Annotated in this window: 11 protein-coding genes and 2 pseudogenes; 5 read left to right on the forward strand and 8 right to left on the reverse strand. The window is 67.4% G+C overall.

Annotation, left to right across the window (positions count from 1 at the left end; all coding sequences use genetic code 11):
* Together GSF22_RS16320 and GSF22_RS16325 are read left to right on the forward strand one after the other, a co-directional pair.
* Positions 1–2,399, forward strand: a 2,399-nt coding sequence (locus tag GSF22_RS16320; protein ID WP_208814442.1) for a BTAD domain-containing putative transcriptional regulator, incomplete at its 5' end; no start/stop codon positions are given.
* Positions 2,400–2,543: 144 nt separating this feature from the next.
* Complete coding sequence (locus GSF22_RS16325) at positions 2,544–3,824, forward strand: hypothetical protein (RefSeq protein WP_208814443.1); 1,281 nt, start codon at positions 2,544–2,546, stop codon at positions 3,822–3,824.
* 981 nt (positions 3,825–4,805) lie between these two features.
* Here GSF22_RS16325 and GSF22_RS35990 read toward each other — a convergent pair.
* Together GSF22_RS35990 and GSF22_RS16335 are read right to left on the reverse strand one after the other, a co-directional pair.
* Entirely contained in the window at positions 4,806–5,435 is a 630-nt protein-coding gene (locus GSF22_RS35990; RefSeq protein ID WP_368856902.1) for an RHS repeat-associated core domain-containing protein, read from the reverse strand.
* Entirely contained in the window at positions 5,428–6,591 is a 1,164-nt protein-coding gene (locus tag GSF22_RS16335) for a hypothetical protein (protein ID WP_439957786.1), read from the reverse strand. Before GSF22_RS16335 ends, GSF22_RS35990 begins: the two co-directional genes overlap by 8 nt.
* Positions 6,592–6,720: 129 nt before the next feature.
* Between GSF22_RS16335 and GSF22_RS16340 the strand changes: the two are divergent.
* Positions 6,721–7,934, forward strand: a pseudogene (locus GSF22_RS16340) (IS4 family transposase).
* A gap of 64 nt (positions 7,935–7,998) precedes the next feature.
* Positions 7,999–8,124, forward strand: a complete 126-nt coding sequence (locus GSF22_RS35415) for a hypothetical protein (RefSeq protein ID WP_280116880.1) — start codon at positions 7,999–8,001, stop codon at positions 8,122–8,124.
* Between the two features lie 695 nt (positions 8,125–8,819).
* Here GSF22_RS35415 and GSF22_RS16345 read toward each other — a convergent pair.
* The 6 genes from GSF22_RS16345 to GSF22_RS16370 form a co-directional block, all read right to left on the reverse strand.
* Positions 8,820–10,001 (reverse strand): Wadjet anti-phage system protein JetD domain-containing protein, encoded by a 1,182-nt coding sequence (locus tag GSF22_RS16345; RefSeq protein WP_208814447.1) that lies wholly within the window; start codon positions 9,999–10,001, stop codon positions 8,820–8,822.
* Between the two features lie 5 nt (positions 10,002–10,006).
* The gene (locus GSF22_RS16350; RefSeq protein WP_208814448.1) at positions 10,007–13,429 is read right to left on the reverse strand and encodes an ATP-binding protein; all 3,423 of its coding nucleotides are present in this window, start codon (positions 13,427–13,429) and stop codon (positions 10,007–10,009) included.
* The gene (locus GSF22_RS16355; protein WP_208814449.1) at positions 13,426–14,127 is read right to left on the reverse strand and encodes a DUF4194 domain-containing protein; all 702 of its coding nucleotides are present in this window, start codon (positions 14,125–14,127) and stop codon (positions 13,426–13,428) included. Before GSF22_RS16355 ends, GSF22_RS16350 begins: the two co-directional genes overlap by 4 nt.
* Positions 14,124–15,581 carry a DUF3375 family protein gene (locus tag GSF22_RS16360; RefSeq protein ID WP_208814450.1) on the reverse strand — a complete coding sequence of 486 codons (1,458 nt, stop codon included), beginning with the start codon at positions 15,579–15,581 and terminating at the stop codon, positions 14,124–14,126. Before GSF22_RS16360 ends, GSF22_RS16355 begins: the two co-directional genes overlap by 4 nt.
* Positions 15,582–15,748: 167 nt before the next feature.
* Positions 15,749–16,351: a hypothetical protein gene (locus GSF22_RS16365; RefSeq protein ID WP_208814451.1), complete on the reverse strand. Its 603-nt coding sequence runs from the start codon at positions 16,349–16,351 to the stop codon at positions 15,749–15,751.
* The gene (locus GSF22_RS16370; RefSeq protein WP_208814452.1) at positions 16,348–17,259 is read right to left on the reverse strand and encodes a hypothetical protein; all 912 of its coding nucleotides are present in this window, start codon (positions 17,257–17,259) and stop codon (positions 16,348–16,350) included. The genes GSF22_RS16365 and GSF22_RS16370 overlap by 4 nt, the downstream gene beginning before the upstream one ends.
* 155 nt (positions 17,260–17,414) lie before the next feature.
* Here GSF22_RS16370 and GSF22_RS16375 point away from each other — a divergent pair.
* A pseudogene (locus tag GSF22_RS16375) lies at positions 17,415–17,892 on the forward strand (N-terminal phage integrase SAM-like domain-containing protein); the annotation flags it as partial.

A 17,892-nucleotide genomic window follows, 5' to 3' on the forward strand; every position in this document is an offset into this window, starting at 1 on the left:
CAGGTGACCGGACCGTGGCCAGCCCGAAGCCCAACCACAAGGTGCGGCGGGGCGAGTCCCTGTCCACGATCGCCCGCCACCGGCTCGGCGACAGCGACCGCTGGGACGACATCTTCGCACTCAACCGCGGCACCCGATTCCCCACCGGCGGAACCCTCACCGACCCGGACGTCATCCACCCCGGCTGGACCCTCGACCTGCCCGCCGCCAGCACGGCACGGCCGGTGACACCGTCACCGAAGACACCCCAACCCGCGCCGCCCACGACCTCGCACGGACCGGCTACCAGCGCCCCGAACAGCGACAACACGACCGGTGAGGGCAACTCCGAAGGGTCCGACGCGGCGCCGACGGCTTCTACCGCACCGACGGTGAGCAGCCCTACGGTCGGGTCACCGGATCCGCGCCCGACGGTGGAGCCCTCGTCCGCGCCGACCATGCCCTGCGGTATCCCGGTCGGTCGTGGTGGCTGGATGGATCTCGGGCTGGCCACCGCGGTCGTGGCGGCCGTCGCGTTGGTCTGGGCGCACCGCCGTCGCCGGTACCGCCCACGCCCACCGACCGCCTGGCGGCCTCTGGACGACCCGGATCTGCGGCCGATGCCCACGGTAGTCACCGGTATCCGCCGCGCACTACGCCAATTGGCCCCGTCGGCGCCATCCACCGCAGGGGATATCGCCCGTGGTGGACCCACCGTTGCGGCCGGCGGGGACGAGCAGCCCGCCACCAGCCGCTCCGAGCTGCTCCCGAGCCCGGTCACGCCCGCGTGGACCGGCCGACTGACTGAGCTGTCACCTGCTGCGGGGCTGGGTGTCACCGGGCCTGGCGCGCGGGCGGCGGCGCGGGGCTTCCTGCTGGCCGGGCTCGCCACCGGCGGCCCGGACGAGCCTGACCAGCGCGGCCACGTCGTGATCCCTTCTACCACCCTGGACACCCTGCTGGGAGCTTCGGTCAGGCTGCCGGATACGCCTCGGCTGGTGGTCACCGACGGGCTGGCCGACGCCCTGACGCTCGTGGAGGAGGAGGCCCTGCGTCGTACCCGCCTGTGCGTCGACCACGAGGTGGACACCGTCGCCGCGCTACGTGACGCCGACCCCCTGACCGGACCGCTGCCGCCGATGCTGCTCATCGCCGAGGCCGACACCGGCGAACGTGCCCGTGTCGCGGCGCTGCTCGCGCAGGGGCAGCCCTTGGACATCCACGGGGTACTGCTCGGTGTCTGGCCGGATGGGGGCACCGTGGTCGTCGCCGACGACGGGACCACCAGCCCCGCCGACAGCGGCACCAACCGCCACGACGACCACGGCGCGGTCGTCGGCCGGTTGAGCGTCATCGGCCCCGCCGACGCCGCCGATCTGCTGGGGGTACTCGCCGAATCCCACACCGGTGACCCTCAACCAGCCGCATCCGTCGCGCCCACGCCGCAGCCACCAGACGACGGCACGGCGTACAACGACGAAAAGACCGACCGTGTGCGGGATCAGGCCGGGTACCCCCGACCGGCGACCACGCCAACGACCGCCGACGTGAAGCCGGCTCCCGCCGACTCGGGCCCATCCGAGACCACCCCTGCCGAGCAGGACACCCCACCACGAGACGGCACGAACCACCAACCGGCCGTCGACGGCAAGCCGGGACGGGTTGAGGTGCGGGTACTCGGCGACGCCCGAGTCATCGACATCGACACGACCCAACCGCTGCGAGGCAAGGCACTGGAACTGCTGGTCTACCTCGCCGTACGAGGCGGTACCGCAAGTCAGGAGGCGATCCTGGAGGACCTGCTGCCGGAAGCGGCGACGAGCAAGGCACCGCACCGGCTGCACACCTACGTCTACAACCTGCGTCGCGTCCTGAAGGCCACCGGCGGCCCCGCCACCTACCTGTCCCACCCCGACCGGCGCTACATCCTGCACCGCGGCACAGTCGACGTGGACCTGTGGCGGATGGGCGACGCGCTCACCGACGCGAACCGCGCCACGAACACCGCCGACCGGATCACCGCCCTACGCCGCGCCGTTGACGCCTACCAGGGCCCCCTCGCCGCCGGCAAAGGCTACGAGTGGATCGAACCGTACCGGGAGGCCACCCAGCGGCAGGCGACCGACGCCGCCCTCGCCCTGGCCGACGCGCTCGACGACCAACCCGCCGAGGCACTCGCCGTGCTCACCACCGCGATCGGCCACAGCCCCTACGCCGAAGCGCTGTACCAGGCGGCGATGCGCGCCCACGCCGCCCTCGGCGACGCCACCGCGATCCGCGACCTGCGCCGCCAACTCGCCCGCGCACTCGACGAGATCGACACCGACGTCAGCGACGACACCAACACCCTCGCCGACACCCTGATCAACCGACTACAACGCGGCTCACACGCCACCGGAGCACGCAGGACCGTCCGATGACCAGCACCCACGCGGACCAGACACGCGCCAACGGCAACCCCTGGCCGGCGCCTGTCGAAGCGTCATCGCCCGGACGGATAGCCCCCCGTCCAGCCCGTCACCCGACCGACCGCAGGTGAGCTCGACACGGACCTGGAGCAGGCCGTGCGGCGGGCCGCGCGGATGCGGACCGTCTTCTACCTCGTCGTGCTGATCGTCGCGCTCACCGGCCAGGTCACCGGCGCGACGCAGGAACTCGACATCCATCTGCTCATCGCGATCCCCGCCGTCGCCGCACTGGAACTCGGTGGCGTCGTGGTGATGGCCAACGCCGACGTGCGCCGCCGGTTGGGTGAACGCGCCATCGCCTCCCGAATCCTGTCGGCCGCCATCGCGGCCGGCGCGGTGGCGTTCAACTGGCTGGCCCACGACAATCACCTGCTCGGTGGGTTCTTCGCGGGCATGTCAGCCCTGGGCTACCTGGTCTGGTTGACCCACGCCGAGAACGTCCGCCGGGACCGGCTCCGCGCCACAGGCGCGCTACCGGCGACCAGCCCCGCGTACGAGGTCGGCCACTGGCTGCGTCACCCCCTGATCACCTGGCGGGCCCGATCCATGGCCAAAGCCGACCCCGGGCTCGGTCTCTACGGATCACTGCACGCCGCCCGGACGGTGATGCGCCGGGAACACCGCGACGCCGCGATCGCCAAAATCCTGCGACGCAAGATCAAAGCCGCGGTCGATCCCACCACGGCCACGATCGCCCTGCACGTCTACGACCTCGAACAGATCGCCGCCCGCCTGGCCGCGACCGCCGACTACGACGCCCTCACCAACCTCATCGCCGCCGACCTCGCACCAGCCCGCATCGCGGTCAACGCTGAGTGGGGGAAGTGGCGCTTCAGCCGACGCGGAACACGGGCTCAACGGCTCGGATCCGAGCACCCTCCACCCAAAGAGGAGCCACTGCGGCCCGCCCCCGCAGCCCCGGAAGACGAACCGCCCACCGAACCAGTTGTCACCAAAGCCCGACCCGATCCTCGAGCCCGCGCTGACAGCAACGACGTCGACCAGCTGTCCGCCGGGCCAGAAGACAAGCGCATCAACGATCAACCGACCCCGGCCCCGACCTCATCGCCGAACCCGGGGCCGGTGCCCGACACCTCGACGCCAATGAGCCCCGACACACCGGAAGCCACCCATTCCCACAGCATGGACGGCGACTCTGATCAGCTGCCGGCGGCAGGCGATCGAGCCAATGCACCAGATGCGCCGGTCAAGACAGCCGCCGCCGTCGCGTACTGGCTGCGTGTTGATCCGCACATGGAATACCGCGACATTGCGAAAAGGATCGGCAAGACCGAACGGACGGTGCGCCGAAGCCTTCCCCCCAACCACCAGCCACCGAGAGCACGCAACCGGACACAGCACCGCCGCCAGAACTGATCTTGAAGGGTGAGTGAGCTCCGTCCATCACAGCCCGTGATCTCTGCCGCAGGGGCAACGTGAGTCCAGAACAGCGGAGTGAGACCGCCCGGCCTGCCCGGACTTCCGCCATGGCGGGCACCTGGGGTTCGCTCCAGACGAACCCGACTCCCCTACAGGGATTCTCCTCCACCCGGGGGCGGGTGCGACGTTACGAGCACCAAGGCTGGTTGCCGAAACACCACAACGCCGACCAGGCGGACGCGACCAGTGACCACCACGCACCCGACGCCGAACGTGCGAACCAGTAGGAACATGCGAACCGAGGCGGGGCGTTGTTCGCCAGACCCCTCTACGGGATCAAGGCGCTGGCGCGCGGTGAGCCGGCCCGCCGGTACGCCCCGGCTGCCTGACGGCGCCGGGGCGGTGAGTCGTCCTGACGGGCCGGCATATCGCGCCTGCTGCTCGCCAAGAGCAGCCTCCCGTCCCAGCCCGATTGATCCTTTATCCTGCCCACCCGCTACCCTCCGGCTGCTTTCGGTCATCGGGTACGAGGGGATGATGACGTTCATCCTGTTCCCAGGCTCGGTGGTCGGGCCGGGACGCATTTCGTCCCGGCCCGACCGAATACTCATTGGTCTACGGGCCTGTGTGGTGGTTGAGACTGAACATCGTCGTTACCGTCGTGGCCGTGAACTGAAATCGAGACAATGCGAAACACTAGCCATAATGCGGTGACCAAGAAAGGGAGTGAGGCGAACCACATCAGTAGTTTCGTGCCAGCGTCCATCCCGAGAGCCACTGGGAGTTGCGAGATAATGGCAGCAGCGCCGGTCGCGCAGATCAGCAGGCTTACATCGCGGACCGACACCCGAACCGTCGTCCGGAGCAGGCGGCCTGTAGACCTTCTCTGCCTCCAGAGCCAGCCGCCGAGCACGATCATTAGAATGCCGCCCGCAACCATTACGTACGCGACTGTCGTTCCCATCACAGCCTCTCTGTCTACCGACAGACTGGGAAGCCCCAGCCAGAAAACGGTATGTATGTTCTCCCAAGGAAGCCGACACCCATGTACACGTACACCCCATTCTGTCGGCGACAGAAATATTCGTAAAGTCTTGGCACAAATGTCCCAGCAAGCCAGGAAATAATGGCACCGAGTACGCCACCGACAATGGGGCCAAACGGCCCGCCGACCGCGTATCCAATAAGCCCGCCAAGGGCGCCACCGATTACCGCAGTGGCCAGGCCGACAAAATCAAGGATAAATTTCGTCTCCCAGTGCGAGAACGTGCATCGAAATGCATATTCCCAGCTCCATCTATAGTATCTTGAGTACCATTTCGAGCAGGACACCTTGCCGGAGGTGTCCGTGCAGTTAACAGAATCGCCTGAGCAGTATTCGTAACTGTTGGCGTTGCCGCCGTAAATCGGGTCCACCTGAAGGAAGCGGCCGGTCGTAGGGTTGTAAACCCGCGCGCCCATCAAAGCTGTTCCGTTCGGTGTGTCGGCTGCCCTACTTGCTGACCCTAGCCAGCCATACCGGCGTGCGCCGACATCAGCAGTGTTGCGCGGTTGGCCAAGCTCATCCTGCTCACTCGTATACGCCAGACCAGGGCAGCTCTCAGCCATTCCTGGTGCTGATGTAACCGCCCGGCTGGGCGGTGTTGACCGTGCGGGCGTTGGCGTCGAGGTAGGTTACGGTTGCCCGCTCGTACGAGGTGGGTAGGGTGCCGGTGGCGGGATTGCCGGTGGGGACCTGGGTGGCCGGGAAGACGGCGGTCGCGTCGGTTGGTGGTTCGGTTTGGCCCCACCGCGCGGTTTGGGTTCCGGACAGGTCGTATGGGGCGCCGCTGCCCGTGGTCGGGATTCGGTAGACGACGCTTTCCACGGCGGTGCCGGCGGCGAGTGCCGAGCGGGTGACCTTGTGGAGCCTGCCCTTGCCGGGGTCGTCGGGCAGGGTGGTGTAGGTGAACTGCCATGGTTCCTGTGCGGGTGGCGTCATCGTGGTGACGGTGCCGTCGGTGTCGTAGTCGTAGGTGGTGCGTAGGGAGTGGCTGCTGCTGCCGTCGGTGTAGTCCAGACGTGGATCCCAGGTGGCCCGTAGCCGGCCGGTGCTGTCGTAGGTGTAGCGGGCTAGGACGACCGTGCGCATCGCGGGGGTGGGCAGGTCCGGGTCCCACGCGGTGTACGAGACATCCTTGACTCGGCCGAGGTAGTCACCCCAGGTGTTGGCTGCGGTGCCGGTAGCCGTCGTCGCGGTGGCGTAGGTGAACGTCAGCGCCCGGCAGCCCCGTACGAGAGTGGTGCAGGTGACTCCGGAAGGCACGGGGGCGAGTAGGCGCGTGGGGCGCATCACGTCCTGGGTGCCGAGGGTGACCTTCTCCCACGAGTAGGTCGAGGTGTTCCCGGAGCCGGGCGTGCTGACCGAGGTCGGGGTGTAGACCCCGGTGGGGTCGGTGGTCCCTCGGGTGAAGGTGGCGGTGTTGCCCCCGTCGTCGGTCAGCTGGAAGCTGTTGGTCGCCGAGTCGTAGGTCAGGGCGTACTTTTCGGCGCCGACCTGGGGCTGGTAGGTCGCCCCGGTGCTGTCGACCTTGGTGAACCCTAGGGTCGACCCGTCGGGCAGGGAGACCTGGACGAGGCTGTCGTAGGTGGTGAGCTTAATGAACGGGGCATCCGCGCTGGTGGCCATGACCCCAGAGACCCAGCCGGGTCCGAACAGCGGGTCGATCCCGCCGGCCTGCCGGGTGTTGAAGGTGCGGGCGACCGACAGGCCACCTACTGACACGTCGGATTGTCCGAGCTGGTAGTTGCCGGTGATGAGGTTGACCGCTCCGGGACCGACCTGGGCGATGTCGGCGCTGGCGAGGTTGCGGTCGAAGGTGATCCGGATGGGCGGTTCCCCGACGTTGTTGTACTGGCCGCGGAACTCGAGCGGCCCGTCGCGTGGGATGCCCTGCGGGTCGGCGGCCGCGAGTGTGGACGCGACGTTCCAGATGACCTTCGGGATGGCACCGTTGGACGCCTGGATCGGCCAGGCCGCCACTGTGGTCTCGGGTGGTCGTGTACTTCGTTCTGGCGATGTGTCTGTTCTTCGGGCAGGGCTACGAGGAGGTGCTTCGGCTGCTGACGCAGGGTCTGCCCGGTCAGCGCCGATGGCAGGGGGCGTGGCGGGTGCCGACCAGCGCGGCGATCTGGAAGGCCCGGGCGAGGGTGGGCGTCGAACCGTTTCGGGTGTTGTTCGACCGGGTCTGCCGGCCGGTAGCGACCGCCGAGACGGTGGGGGCGTTCTACCGGCGGTGGCGGCTGGTCGCGGTGGACGGCACCACGTTCGACATCCCCGACACCGACTCCAACGTGGACCACTTCGGGCGTCCGGGGTCGGCCCGTGGTGACGGGAGGGCCGCGTATCCGCAGGCCAGGATGGCGGTGCTGGTCGAGTGCGGCACCCACGCCGTGTTCGCCGCAGCGATCGGGCCGCTGGCCACGCACGAACGGGTCCTGACCCTGGACCTGCTGCCGGCATTGTCACCGGGGATGCTGCTGCTGGCCGACCGCGGCTTCCCCGGCTACGACTTGTGGCAGGCCGCCCGCGCGACGGGCGCGGACCTGTTGTGGCGGACCAGAGCCTCGTCCCGGCTGCCCGTTGACGCGCAGCTTCCCGACGGCTCATACCTGTCGAACATCGCCTCGACCGCCGACCACTACCGCCGCCAGCATGCGATCACCGTGCGGGTCGTGGAGTACACGATCGACGGCAGTGACACCGTCTACCGGCTGATCACCACGATCCTGGACCACACCATGGCGCCTGCTGACGAGGTCGCCGCGCTCTATGCCCAGCGGTGGGAGGTCGAGTCGACCCTCGACGAACTCAAGACCCACCAGGGCGGTCCCGGCATGGTCCTACGGTCACAGCATCCCCTCGGCGTCGAACAGGAACTCTACGGACTGCTGCTGTCGCACCACGCGATCCGGTCGCTGATGCACCACGCCGCTGCCAGAGTCGAGCACGACCCCGACCGGATGTCGTTCACCCGTACCCTCAACATCGTCCGCCGCCAGGTCACCGCCCAGGCGGCCTTTTCCCCCCAGCAGACTCGCCCGCGCGATCACCACAACGCTGGCTGAGATCCGCGAACGGCTCCTGCCACCACGCCGCCGGCGCACCAACCCCCGCGTCATCAAACGCAAGATGTCCAACTGGGCACTCAAACGCGCCGAGCACTACAACCCACCCGAACCATCCCACCCGGCCATCACCATCGTCGCCGCCACCAAACCCGCACGCACCAAACGGCAGGCGAAGACACCTAAGTAACTGGTATTGCATCTAGGCGTTATCCCAAGCATGAAAAGAACCGGCACTTTCGCGACTGTCACGAGCCTTCCGACCCCTCGACAGCGAGCGGCCCGAAAGGCGGCCATTACGCGCCGCGCACGGCGAACCTACCGAACACGCTATGGATTAGTCTGCCCGCCTTGGTGCCAATCTGGCCACATCGACGGCGCACGCGATCACCTCCGCAACCTTTCGTCCGTTATCCTTGGGCGCTCCAAGTCAATATGGTGCAGCTTGACCCAGAGTCCGTATCAAGAGCCAGCGCTGAGCCTGCTCGTGCTGGCAGGCGACAAGTCCACCTATGTCACTCTGACAGCCGCGCAAGTTGCTGAACTGCGCCGGGAGTTGAACATTGCACTCGGGCTGCTCCCTCGGGTGGAACTGTAAGACGAGCGGCACCGGTGAGATTTCCTCGACAAGCGCCAGGCCTGCTTGACGAAGTCGGGCCCGTCTGCCACATGCTGCGCCAGGCCGGGCGGCGGCGACGGCTCTTGGCGGTGACGGCACGGCGCTGCCCGGGAGACGGAGGAGCGGGAGCCGTACAGAAGACCGCGTAAGACATGGTGGAGGGTTGCCTGAGCGCGGGGCCCGCTGGCTGAGACGGCGCCTGCCTTGCTGGCTGCGCGAGCTTGTCTCAGTTCGCACCTCCAAGGCGCTTTGTCGCTACCGAGTACTTACCTGGTGCGGCCAAGCCGGTTGAGGACGAATGGCGAGGGCAGGCGCTCCTGCTCCAAGCGCACATGGCCGCCCTGCTCCGTGGATAGAGCGTCCAGGGTCGAGGTTTCGGTATCGGTGAGGTTAGGCAGCGGCCGATCGGTTTGTGTCTTGTCCTCGACGGCAAGTTCTTTGTGTTCTTCGAGCGTGTGAGGGTCCATAAGGACGGAGGCGAGGTGTGGCAGCCGGGCACGTGCACGTGACAGTAGGAGGAATCCGGCGCGGTCAAGGTCTCCCCAGTACAGCTGACGCGCCGGGTGCAGCCAGGTGATGTTGTCTAGGACGTTGAGGTGGTTGCCTAGCGAGTGGATGACGACGGTCCGTGGCTGGTCGGGGACGAGGTAGGCGGTTTCCTTGTTTTCCACGATCATGACGGTGTCAGGGCAGATGGGTAGCGCGTCGATCTCCGGCAGTGGGGCTCTCAGGTGCCGCAGACCGCCGACCCGTGCGCGATCGGCGGGGTCGGCCAGGATCACATCAATGTGCACGGGCAGGGCCTTCAGCCCGAGCGGGTCCAGATCGTGCTGTTCCAACTCCTCGTCTGGCTGGTCACTGCTGACGTGCGGATTTTCCATGATGTTGAGGCAGGCCAGGATGAGGCGCCGGTGGCGGGCGAGCCACTTGGTGTGCATTCCCAGGATGGGCACCTGCCGGATGGTTAGTCCCGACCGGGGGTTCTCGGTAAACCAGACGACAGATTTGATCAGAATGTCGAAGTCAGTTTCGTCCAGGTCGATGATCTGCGGCAGATGCGGGCGTACCCGTTCGGTAACCAGGCCGCCGGGTAGGGTGACGAGGCGCGCCCATCGGGCGGTGGCCCGCCGCCAGTGGTCCCTGAGGTTCTCATCGAGGGCCACGAGGTCGACGATCGTGGGAACATCCAGGTGAGTGATGATCTCCTGTGGGCCAATGACGGTGCGCCGGATGGCGGTGCGGAGCTGGGCAGCAGGGTGTTTTCCCGACCAGTTCCGCCAAACCCGTATCCAGTGGCCGACGGTGTCCGACTCGCGGGCGATTTCCTGCGCGTTCGCCGCACCAAGAGGAAACGAGAAGGCAGTCTCGCCTGCATGCAGCAGCCAGTCGCGCCAATTCTTGCGGTATCGGGTACGTATCTGTTCCAGCACCTCGTCCGGGTGTCGCATCAAATCTATCCTTCCTCAAGGCGTAGCGCCTCCTGCATTGTCATGGGGTAGATGCGCACGCGCGTAGGGTCGTGGACGTCGATGTTGATGTAGGCGACGGATTCTACGTAGTCCTCGAAGGCGGTTGCCTTCTCGCGGGGTGCGCCGACGATCAGCTGGAAGCCCAGGGCCTGCAGGGCGGATAGGGCCCGGCCGGTGTAGTCGCTGTCGGCCTTGACGAACCCTTCGTCGAGGATGACCGACGCGTAGGCGGGCGGGCCTTCGTGGCCTTCGCCGAGGCGGAACCGTAGGGCAGCGCCGAGGATGAACGCGATCAGCTCTTGCCCTTCGCCACCGCTCATCCCCGAGACACCGTCGTGCACGACCTTGATGCCGTCGGGGCGGGTTTCGATGGCCTGGAACTCGACGTGTTCGCGGGCGTCGAAAACGCGCCGCCGCCAAGCCTCTCCTGCTCTCGATGGGTCGTCGAGTTTCGCAAGGTGTTTGCGTAGTCGGGTGAAGGACTTCTCCACCTGCTCGGCGTTGCGCTTCGCGTCCAGTCCGATCGTGTTGCTGGTGTACTGGGTGATGATCTGACGGAAGTCTTTCAGGTCGCTGCTCGGGCGCTCGACAGACTCGATGCTCAGCGTTGCGTCAGCGCGGAACCGCACGTGGCGCAGCACGTTGTTAATCGGGTCGAGCCCTCGCTTGATGGCCCGGGTGTCGTCGTCGATCTGCACGAGCAGCCCGCGCAGCTGCCGATTCATGTCCTCATCGACCTTCGCCAGCCATGCGTCCTTCGCGCGGGGCAGGTCGTCGGTCACGAGTTGCTCATAGATCGCCAGCACCGACGGCAGGGAGTCGATCGTGCCGTCTGTCTCCCGGGCGGTCCGCTCGTCCAGGTTGCGGTACGCGGCGATGTAGCCGACGACGGCCGCCTCGTGTTTCTCTCGGTCGCTCCTGTGTCGTTCGATCTGGCCGCTCAGGTGCTCGACGGCCGTCCTCAAACTCTGCATGATTGCGGCGGTGCCGGCGGGCGCGGCGAACGGGGTCGCGGCCAGCGTGGCGTGCTCGTCGTTAGTCAGGGGCGGGGCTGCCTCGACGCGATCCTTCGCCTCGTCTACCGCGCTGACGAGATCACCCCACTCCTTGTCGAGCTCCCTCTGCTTGTCCTCGAGTCGTCTGACCTCGCCGCTCGCCGTGATTGTCGCGTCACGCTGCCTGCTCAGCAGGTCCGACAGATGCGCGACTTCGGGAGAATTGGCTTGGCCGAGCTGGGTCTCGAGTTCCTTCACCCGGCCGTGGGCCGCGCTTGAGTCGATCCGCTCCCAGGTCAGGTCTGCGCGCAGTGCTGCCAGCTCACGTGATCGGCCACGAGCCAGCTGGCTTTGCTGGTCTGCCTCACCCGACGCCAGCTCGGCGAGCCGGAGCTCCCGCCGGATCGACTCGAGTTCGTCGCCCAGCTCTTGCAGCAGTGCTCGGGTGTCCCAGCCGAGCCAGGGGTAGCGCAGGCGACGGTCGTCCTTGGTAAATCGTTTCCGGGCGGCCGTGCGCATGCCGGCGGGAGTGATCGCTCCGCGAGCCCACTCAGGGCGCGGGTTGTCCAACTCCGCGTCGGTCTCCACACAGTAGTAGTTGACGGTGTCGTGTAGTTCACCGGCGAGCCACCCGTGGAAGGGGTGATCGGCGATGTCAAGCAGGGCCGGGACGCTACCGTCTTTCGGAGTGTGGCTTGGCGCGTTGGAGTCGGCCGGCGCAAGGGTGGTCAAGCCTCCCATGTCGTGGTCGTGCACGTACCGGCGCACTCGTGCGAAGTCGCGGCTGTCGACCAACAGAGTGCTCGACAATGGCAGCAAAAGGCCGATGACAGCCTTCTCCCAGCGCCGATGCTCGGGTTTGAGCTGCAGCAGCTCGCCAGCGTACCGAAGCCGATCCTTGTCCAGGCCGAGGTCGGATGCGATCCGGTTACGGCGCGCGTCAGCGTCCTCAGGGATGAGGCTGCGTCGTGCCCGCAAACCGGCTACCTCGCGCTTCTTGTCCTCGTCGTCCTTGCGCAGCTGCCAGAGCTTCCCCGCAGCCTTCGTGACCGCCTCGGCGGCGGCCTTGAGCGCTTTCTCCTCCTGCGCGAGGAGGTGATCGAGGCTGACATGTGTCAGCGTCACGTCGCCTGGCGAGGTGGGCAGCGGCAGTTCGAAGACTGCCAGGCGGCTGTCGAATCGGCGCCGCTCTGCGTCGACTCGGTCGAGCACCTCCCGCGCGTGCTCCAGTTGCACCGTGATGAGTGTCGAACGGTCGCCGCCAGCCGCCATGAGCTGGTTCAGCGTGTCCTTCTCCCGCCGATCGGCCTCTTCGGCGAGCCTGACGGCGGTCGCGTGCTCCTCGTCTGTCTCCGCCTTGGCGAGGCGGTTGTCGTCAATGGCCGCGTCAGCCCACTCGGCCACCTTCTCGGCGTGCCACACATCGATGCGTGCAGGGCCCTGCCCGTCACTTCTAAGCAGCCGGCTCTTGGCGACAAAGTCGGTGCCGGCGACACGGTACTTGTCTGCGATTGTGGGAAGAGGCGCGAGGGTGTCGGTGCGGCGCCGTGCTGACTCGAACTCCTCGTACAGCCGGGACGCCTCGCGGTACGCCTCGAGTGCGACATCCCACCGGGTCAGCGCGAGCGGTTCGGTGAGCACGAACTCTTTGAACAGGGCGTTAATGGAGAAGATGCCCTTGGACGCCTGGGCGCGCCTCAGCAGCTGCATGGCCAGGCGTTGCGACTCGTCGGTGGAGCCCATCCCCATGACGGTGCGCATCTTGGCGTGCACCCGTGCCTGTGAGGGGTCCACGACGTCACCGCGGTCCTGCTCGATGAGACGTTCCAGGGAGGTCTTGGACAGCGGGGACGCTCCCTGCCGGACGGCGGTGAGCCCCTGCAGTTGAGTCAGGTCGAAGCAGTCGTTGACGAACCCGTAGACGGTGGCGGCGTTGATCGCCTCCGGTCCGTCGGCGTCCGGGCCGACCCACGCCAACCGGAACGAGGTGACGCGTCGCCCGTCTCGGGTTTCCCACGTAATCGCCGCGCCGCTGGGGAAGCCTGGGCCGCCGGGCGGTCGCAGATAGTTCGTCGTCGCGGAGCGCCGGTTGTCGTCCCTTCTCTGGTCGGTGTGTCCACGGGCGTACGAGTAGACGGTCCGCTCACGCTTCTTGCCGCGGTCGTCGCGGGCGGCCTGGTTGAACTCCTGCGGGTTCGGCAGGATCACCGAGGCCACGGCGTCCAGCAGCGTGGACTTGCCACGCCCGGAAGGGCCGACGATCGCGGTCCCCGACCGCGCCACGGTCATGCTCTGCAGACCCGAGTACGCGCCCCAGTTGAGGATCTGCACCATGCTGATGCGGAACTGCGCCGCGTCGTGCTCTCCGGCGGAGTCCTCGTTGACAGCGATGCGGGGCGCGGTGGTGGTCATGCGGGATCCTCGCCGTTCTCCGCGTTGTCCCTCTCATCGGTTGCGCCCGCTGTGCGGGCCGCGTCGATGAAGTACCGCTCCATGCGCATGACCTCGTCGGCGCCGATCAGCGGCACGATGGCGGGTGAGACGGTGAACAGGTAGTCGGCGTCCGGGTCCGCCGTCAGCAGCTTCAGGTCGGTCACCGCACGGATGGCCGCGTCCACGCGGCGCTCAAATTTGGCCTCGTCGCCATCGCCGTCCTCCCGAAACGGGCGCAGGAATTCGGCCACCTGGACTCGGGTGATCACGACTGGGTCGTCGGTGGCGTCGGTGTACGTGTGCTCCTTCCGCAGATGGATCAGCAGCAGGGACGCGTCACGGTGCAGCGGTTTGTCGCGGCGCAGCATCTTCGGCGCGTCCTCGGCCGGGTCCTGACGTTTGAACGCCACCTCGTAATCCCTGTCCACGGTCAAGAGCAGGTACATGTCGGCGAGACGCTCTCGGATCTCGTTCTCGTACGCCAGCACCGCCTCCCACGCCCCTCGGTGTCGGCTCCGGGTGATGAATCGGTTGTTCAGCAGCGTCGCCAGCGCCCGCCGAGCCGCGGTCGGTAGGCGCGACCCACCGGGGCCGTCCGGCTCGTCGCCCTCGAAGCCGTACTTGTCCGGGTCGTCGTCGGACGTCGAGTCGTCGAGGACAATAATGCCGTGGCTCATGGCACCTCCTTGGTCGGCACGGGCTCGTCGAAGACGAGGGCAGGCAGTGTGGCCATCAGTGCGGCTGCCCGATCACCGGACAACCGCACCGTCTCCACGAGGCTGATGTCGACCTGCCCATGCGTGACGGCGAGGTCGAGCAGGCTCACCAGGGTGCCCAGGCGCTGGAATTCCGGCGCAGTGGCGTCGAACACCTCCGCGCCGGTCACCACCGGTCGGCTGGCGAGCAGCCTGTTGATGGTTCGTCCGACAGCACGCGGGCTCGTGCCGGCGGCCAGCCGCAGGGCGGCTCGGTCGGCGGTGGGCAGCGTGGCGCGCTGTTCGGTGACTTCGACAACGACTTGCTGCGGTCCCTGGTCGCGCCAGAGCTGAGTTTGCGAGATGTCGGTGATGGCGAGGGGGCCGACGCCGAGCACGTCTTGGGGCACATACCGCTGGCCTGGCTCGGCCTGCACCCAGGCGCCACCGGCGTGCAGAGCACGGTCGGCGAGGCTGAGTAGCCGCTGATGGCGGCCGTGGGCGACCCGTGTGAGGAACCGACGCAGCGACGCCGACCAGCGCACGTAACTGCTTTGCACGTCCAGTTCCGCGGCGAGAAGGGCCGACAGCATGCCGTCGAGCTCTTCACGTTGCGTGGCCGTCACGTGCTCACGCGCGAACTCCTGCGCCAAGATCTGGTCGATGTCGGCGCGCAATTGTTCGGTTTGCCGCGATGAGAGCAGCCTAGAGAACCCGAGGTATGCCGTGCCCTGGCTCGTCTTCGCCAGTAGGTCGTTCTCGCGCAGGTAGTCCTCGACCAGGTCCGCCTTGCGCGGTCCCTGCACCATCGCCCGCCGCGCGACCTCCTGGTGACGTTCTTCCACCATCGTGCGCAGCTGCCGGAAGTCGGCCGGCAAGGACCGGGTCATCGCGAGGATCTCGCGCAGCTGCTGCTTCATCTCCTCCAGAGTCGCCAGTCGCACCCGACCGGAAGCGATGTCCTGGCGCCTCTTGCGCAGCTCGGCGATCTGCTGGTCGATGCGCCGCACTTGAACGTCTCGGTCCGGGTTCGTCATGTCGGCCAAGAGCCGTACGGCGTGGGTGATGGAGCCGAGACGGGCACCGCTGACCGTTGTCTCTCCCTCGACAAGCTCACGGACGATCCGCAGCGCTCGTAGCGAGTAGGGCGACAAGCGATACCTCAGACGTCCGTTGAGCGTCTCGGTCTCCAGCCACCGCTTGTCGACCCAGTCACGGCAGTGTTCTGCCGGTGTGAGGTTGCCCTGCCACCCGGGGACCTGCTCGCGCGCCTCGGCGACCCGCTCGTGGAACCACTCGGCAGACACCGACCCGTCAACCTGATCAAGATGCTCAGCGAACAGCGGCAGCACCCAGTCTCTCGAGTACGCCTTGAGTAGCATCAGGGTCGGGTTCGATTCCAGCGCCGCCCTGATCCGTTCGCCTGTGATCCCCATGACCGCCAACCACGTCGACCATCTATGCTAGCACCGCCGAGTCTGCCGGAAACCGCTGACACATGTCTCGATCAGATCGCGTTCCCCAGCAGGATGGGGTTGGTTGGCGATCGGTCAAAGGCAGCGTCTCCGGTAACAGCGCGCCGGACTCCAAGTCCTCGCCGTGGTTAGGCATCGACTGGCACGTTGTTGTAGGCGGCGCGGGATGCGGCGATCAGTGACGCTCCGAGTTCCGCCGCCTTCTGCGGGGTGAGGCGCATTGCCGTGCGGTCCCAGCAGCCCGACAGCAGCGACGCGGCCAGGCTCCGGACCGTGCCGTGGTCCATCCCGTCGGTCGTGGTGATGTCGGCGGTGCGCGGTTCCGGGTTGTCGATGGCCAGCGTCACCGAAGGTGGCTCGTCGTATCCGTCGGGCGAGTTGAACGCGGCAAGGTCGACGGTGGCCACCTTGATGTCGTTGGCGTCGTCGCTGTGTTGCCCATACACGGTGGCCACGTGCCGGTCGTGTAGACGGACGCCGTCGTCGGCGCGGCAGTTCCCGGTGCACCACGCCGGGCATTCCGGATCGGAGGGCCGCGCGGGTGGGAGCAGGTAGCCGGCGTGCGACCACATCGCGAGGTCCACCACCGCGTCCATTGCCTGCTCCTCGGTGCAGTGCAACCGCGCGGCCTGCTCAGGGACGCTCAGGCCCTGTTCGGTCATGCGGGCGGCGATCGCACCGCGAAGCACGCTGATCTTCTGCGCGGCGGTCAGGCCTTCGTCGTCAATCACTCGGTCGACCAGGGCCGGGTCGAGGCTGGGCCGGTCCGGTACCGGAATCGCCGGGGCTTGGGGGGCCTCGGCGGTTGGCTGTCTGCGTTGTTCGCCATGGTCACCACTCGGTCGACGGCCGTCCGGACCTGCTCGGCCTCGTCGAGGGTGAGACGCAATACCGCCGTGGCGCCCTCGATCACGAACTTCACCACCGGCTCGACCGCGTCGGCGTGCTGTTCCAGGTCGATCTCCAGCTGCGGCGGCCGGTACGCCTGACCGCAGCACGACTCACCGGCCGTGCTCACCGCGTCATGCAGCGACAGCAGCACCGGTGGTGAGTCGTCTGGCCAGTGGAGTCGGTCATCGAGGTGGTCGCCGTCGAGGTGGGTCGCGTTGCACCAGGACGGACACGCCCGCTTCATCCAGTACGGCCGGTGCGTCTGGCGGGCCAATGTGACCGCCGTGCGGATGGAGGTAGCGAGGTAGCCGGCGTCGGCGAGGTTGAGCGGCTCCCGGGCGAACACGAGCACCGCCGCGGGTGCGCTCTCCTCGGGCCGGTCAAGGTGCTCCAGTGCGCGGATCTCCACTGCTGGCCCGCCGGCCTCACTCTCGGGGGTTTCCATGACCGTCCGGGAGTGCCGCCGGGTCCGCCCGCCCGGACCAGCACTCACCGCTGGCGCGGCGTGGATCTCGACGCACCACGGCGGGCAACCGTCGAGGCGTGTCGCCATGTGCGAACTGACGGTCGGTTTCGACAAGTCCACCATCCCGGAATGGTCACGCACGTTCTTCGCCCACCGACGGACAGCGTGTGCACGGCCTTGCAACGGGCCGGTTCGGTAGCGAACCGTTCGACGGTCCCGGACATCGATCTGCGGCAGGCGCCTTTCAGCCCATTTCATCTCTACTCGGCGGATGCCGAACATTGAGATCGAAAGCGTCCCTCGTCATCCACGGTGTCGCGACGATGAGCCCACACCAGGTGAAGGGAGAGACCATGAACAGTCGGGGCGTCATCGGGAAGCGGTGCGGGTGCCTCGACACGGCGACGGGCCGCCGCCGGGGTAGTTCGTGCCCGCGGTTGTCGGAGCGTGAGCACGGCAGTTGGTACTTCCACTGCTCCACCCGCAACCTGCTCGGCCAAGCCGAGCGGATACGCCGGGGCGGTTACCCGTCACAGGCGGCGGCCCGCCGGGCCCGCGACGAGTTGCTGCCGCTGTCCCGGGAGGAGCAGGCCGGCCGGTCGTGGACGGTCACCCGCTGGTTGCGGTACTGGCTGTCGACCAAGACCCGGATACGACCGACCACACGCATGCACTACACCCACCACGTCGAGCAGTTCCTCATCCCGCACATCGGGCAGCTGATCCTCGGTGAGTTGACCTCGCGGCAGCTCAACGCCGCCTTCGCCGCGATCGCAACCACCCGCAACCGTGCCGGACAACTCCAGTCCGCCTGCACTCTGCAGCACGTGCACACCACGCTGCGGGCGGCGCTGACCGGCGCGGTCCGCGAAGGGTTGATCCGGGACAACCCGGCACGTCGAGTCGAGCTACCCG

It is taken from the genome of Micromonospora echinofusca (assembly GCF_017614955.1).
Taxonomy (GTDB): Bacteria; Actinomycetota; Actinomycetes; order Mycobacteriales; family Micromonosporaceae; genus Micromonospora; species Micromonospora echinofusca_A.

What these genes read in the sequence shown, in the direction of transcription:
- GSF22_RS35990 (WP_368856902.1), bottom strand. Translation starts at nt 5,435, where the DNA reads ATGGCTGAGAGCTGCCCTGGTCTGGCGTATACGAGTGAGCAGGATGAG.
- GSF22_RS35415 (WP_280116880.1), top strand. Translation starts at nt 7,999, where the DNA reads ATGTCCAACTGGGCACTCAAACGCGCCGAGCACTACAACCCACCCGAA.
- GSF22_RS16345 (WP_208814447.1), bottom strand. Translation starts at nt 10,001, where the DNA reads ATGCGACACCCGGACGAGGTGCTGGAACAGATACGTACCCGATACCGC.
- GSF22_RS16350 (WP_208814448.1), bottom strand. Translation starts at nt 13,429, where the DNA reads ATGACCACCACCGCGCCCCGCATCGCTGTCAACGAGGACTCCGCCGGA.
- GSF22_RS16355 (WP_208814449.1), bottom strand. Translation starts at nt 14,127, where the DNA reads ATGAGCCACGGCATTATTGTCCTCGACGACTCGACGTCCGACGACGAC.
- GSF22_RS16360 (WP_208814450.1), bottom strand. Translation starts at nt 15,581, where the DNA reads ATGGGGATCACAGGCGAACGGATCAGGGCGGCGCTGGAATCGAACCCG.
- GSF22_RS16370 (WP_208814452.1), bottom strand. Translation starts at nt 17,259, where the DNA reads ATGTTCGGCATCCGCCGAGTAGAGATGAAATGGGCTGAAAGGCGCCTG.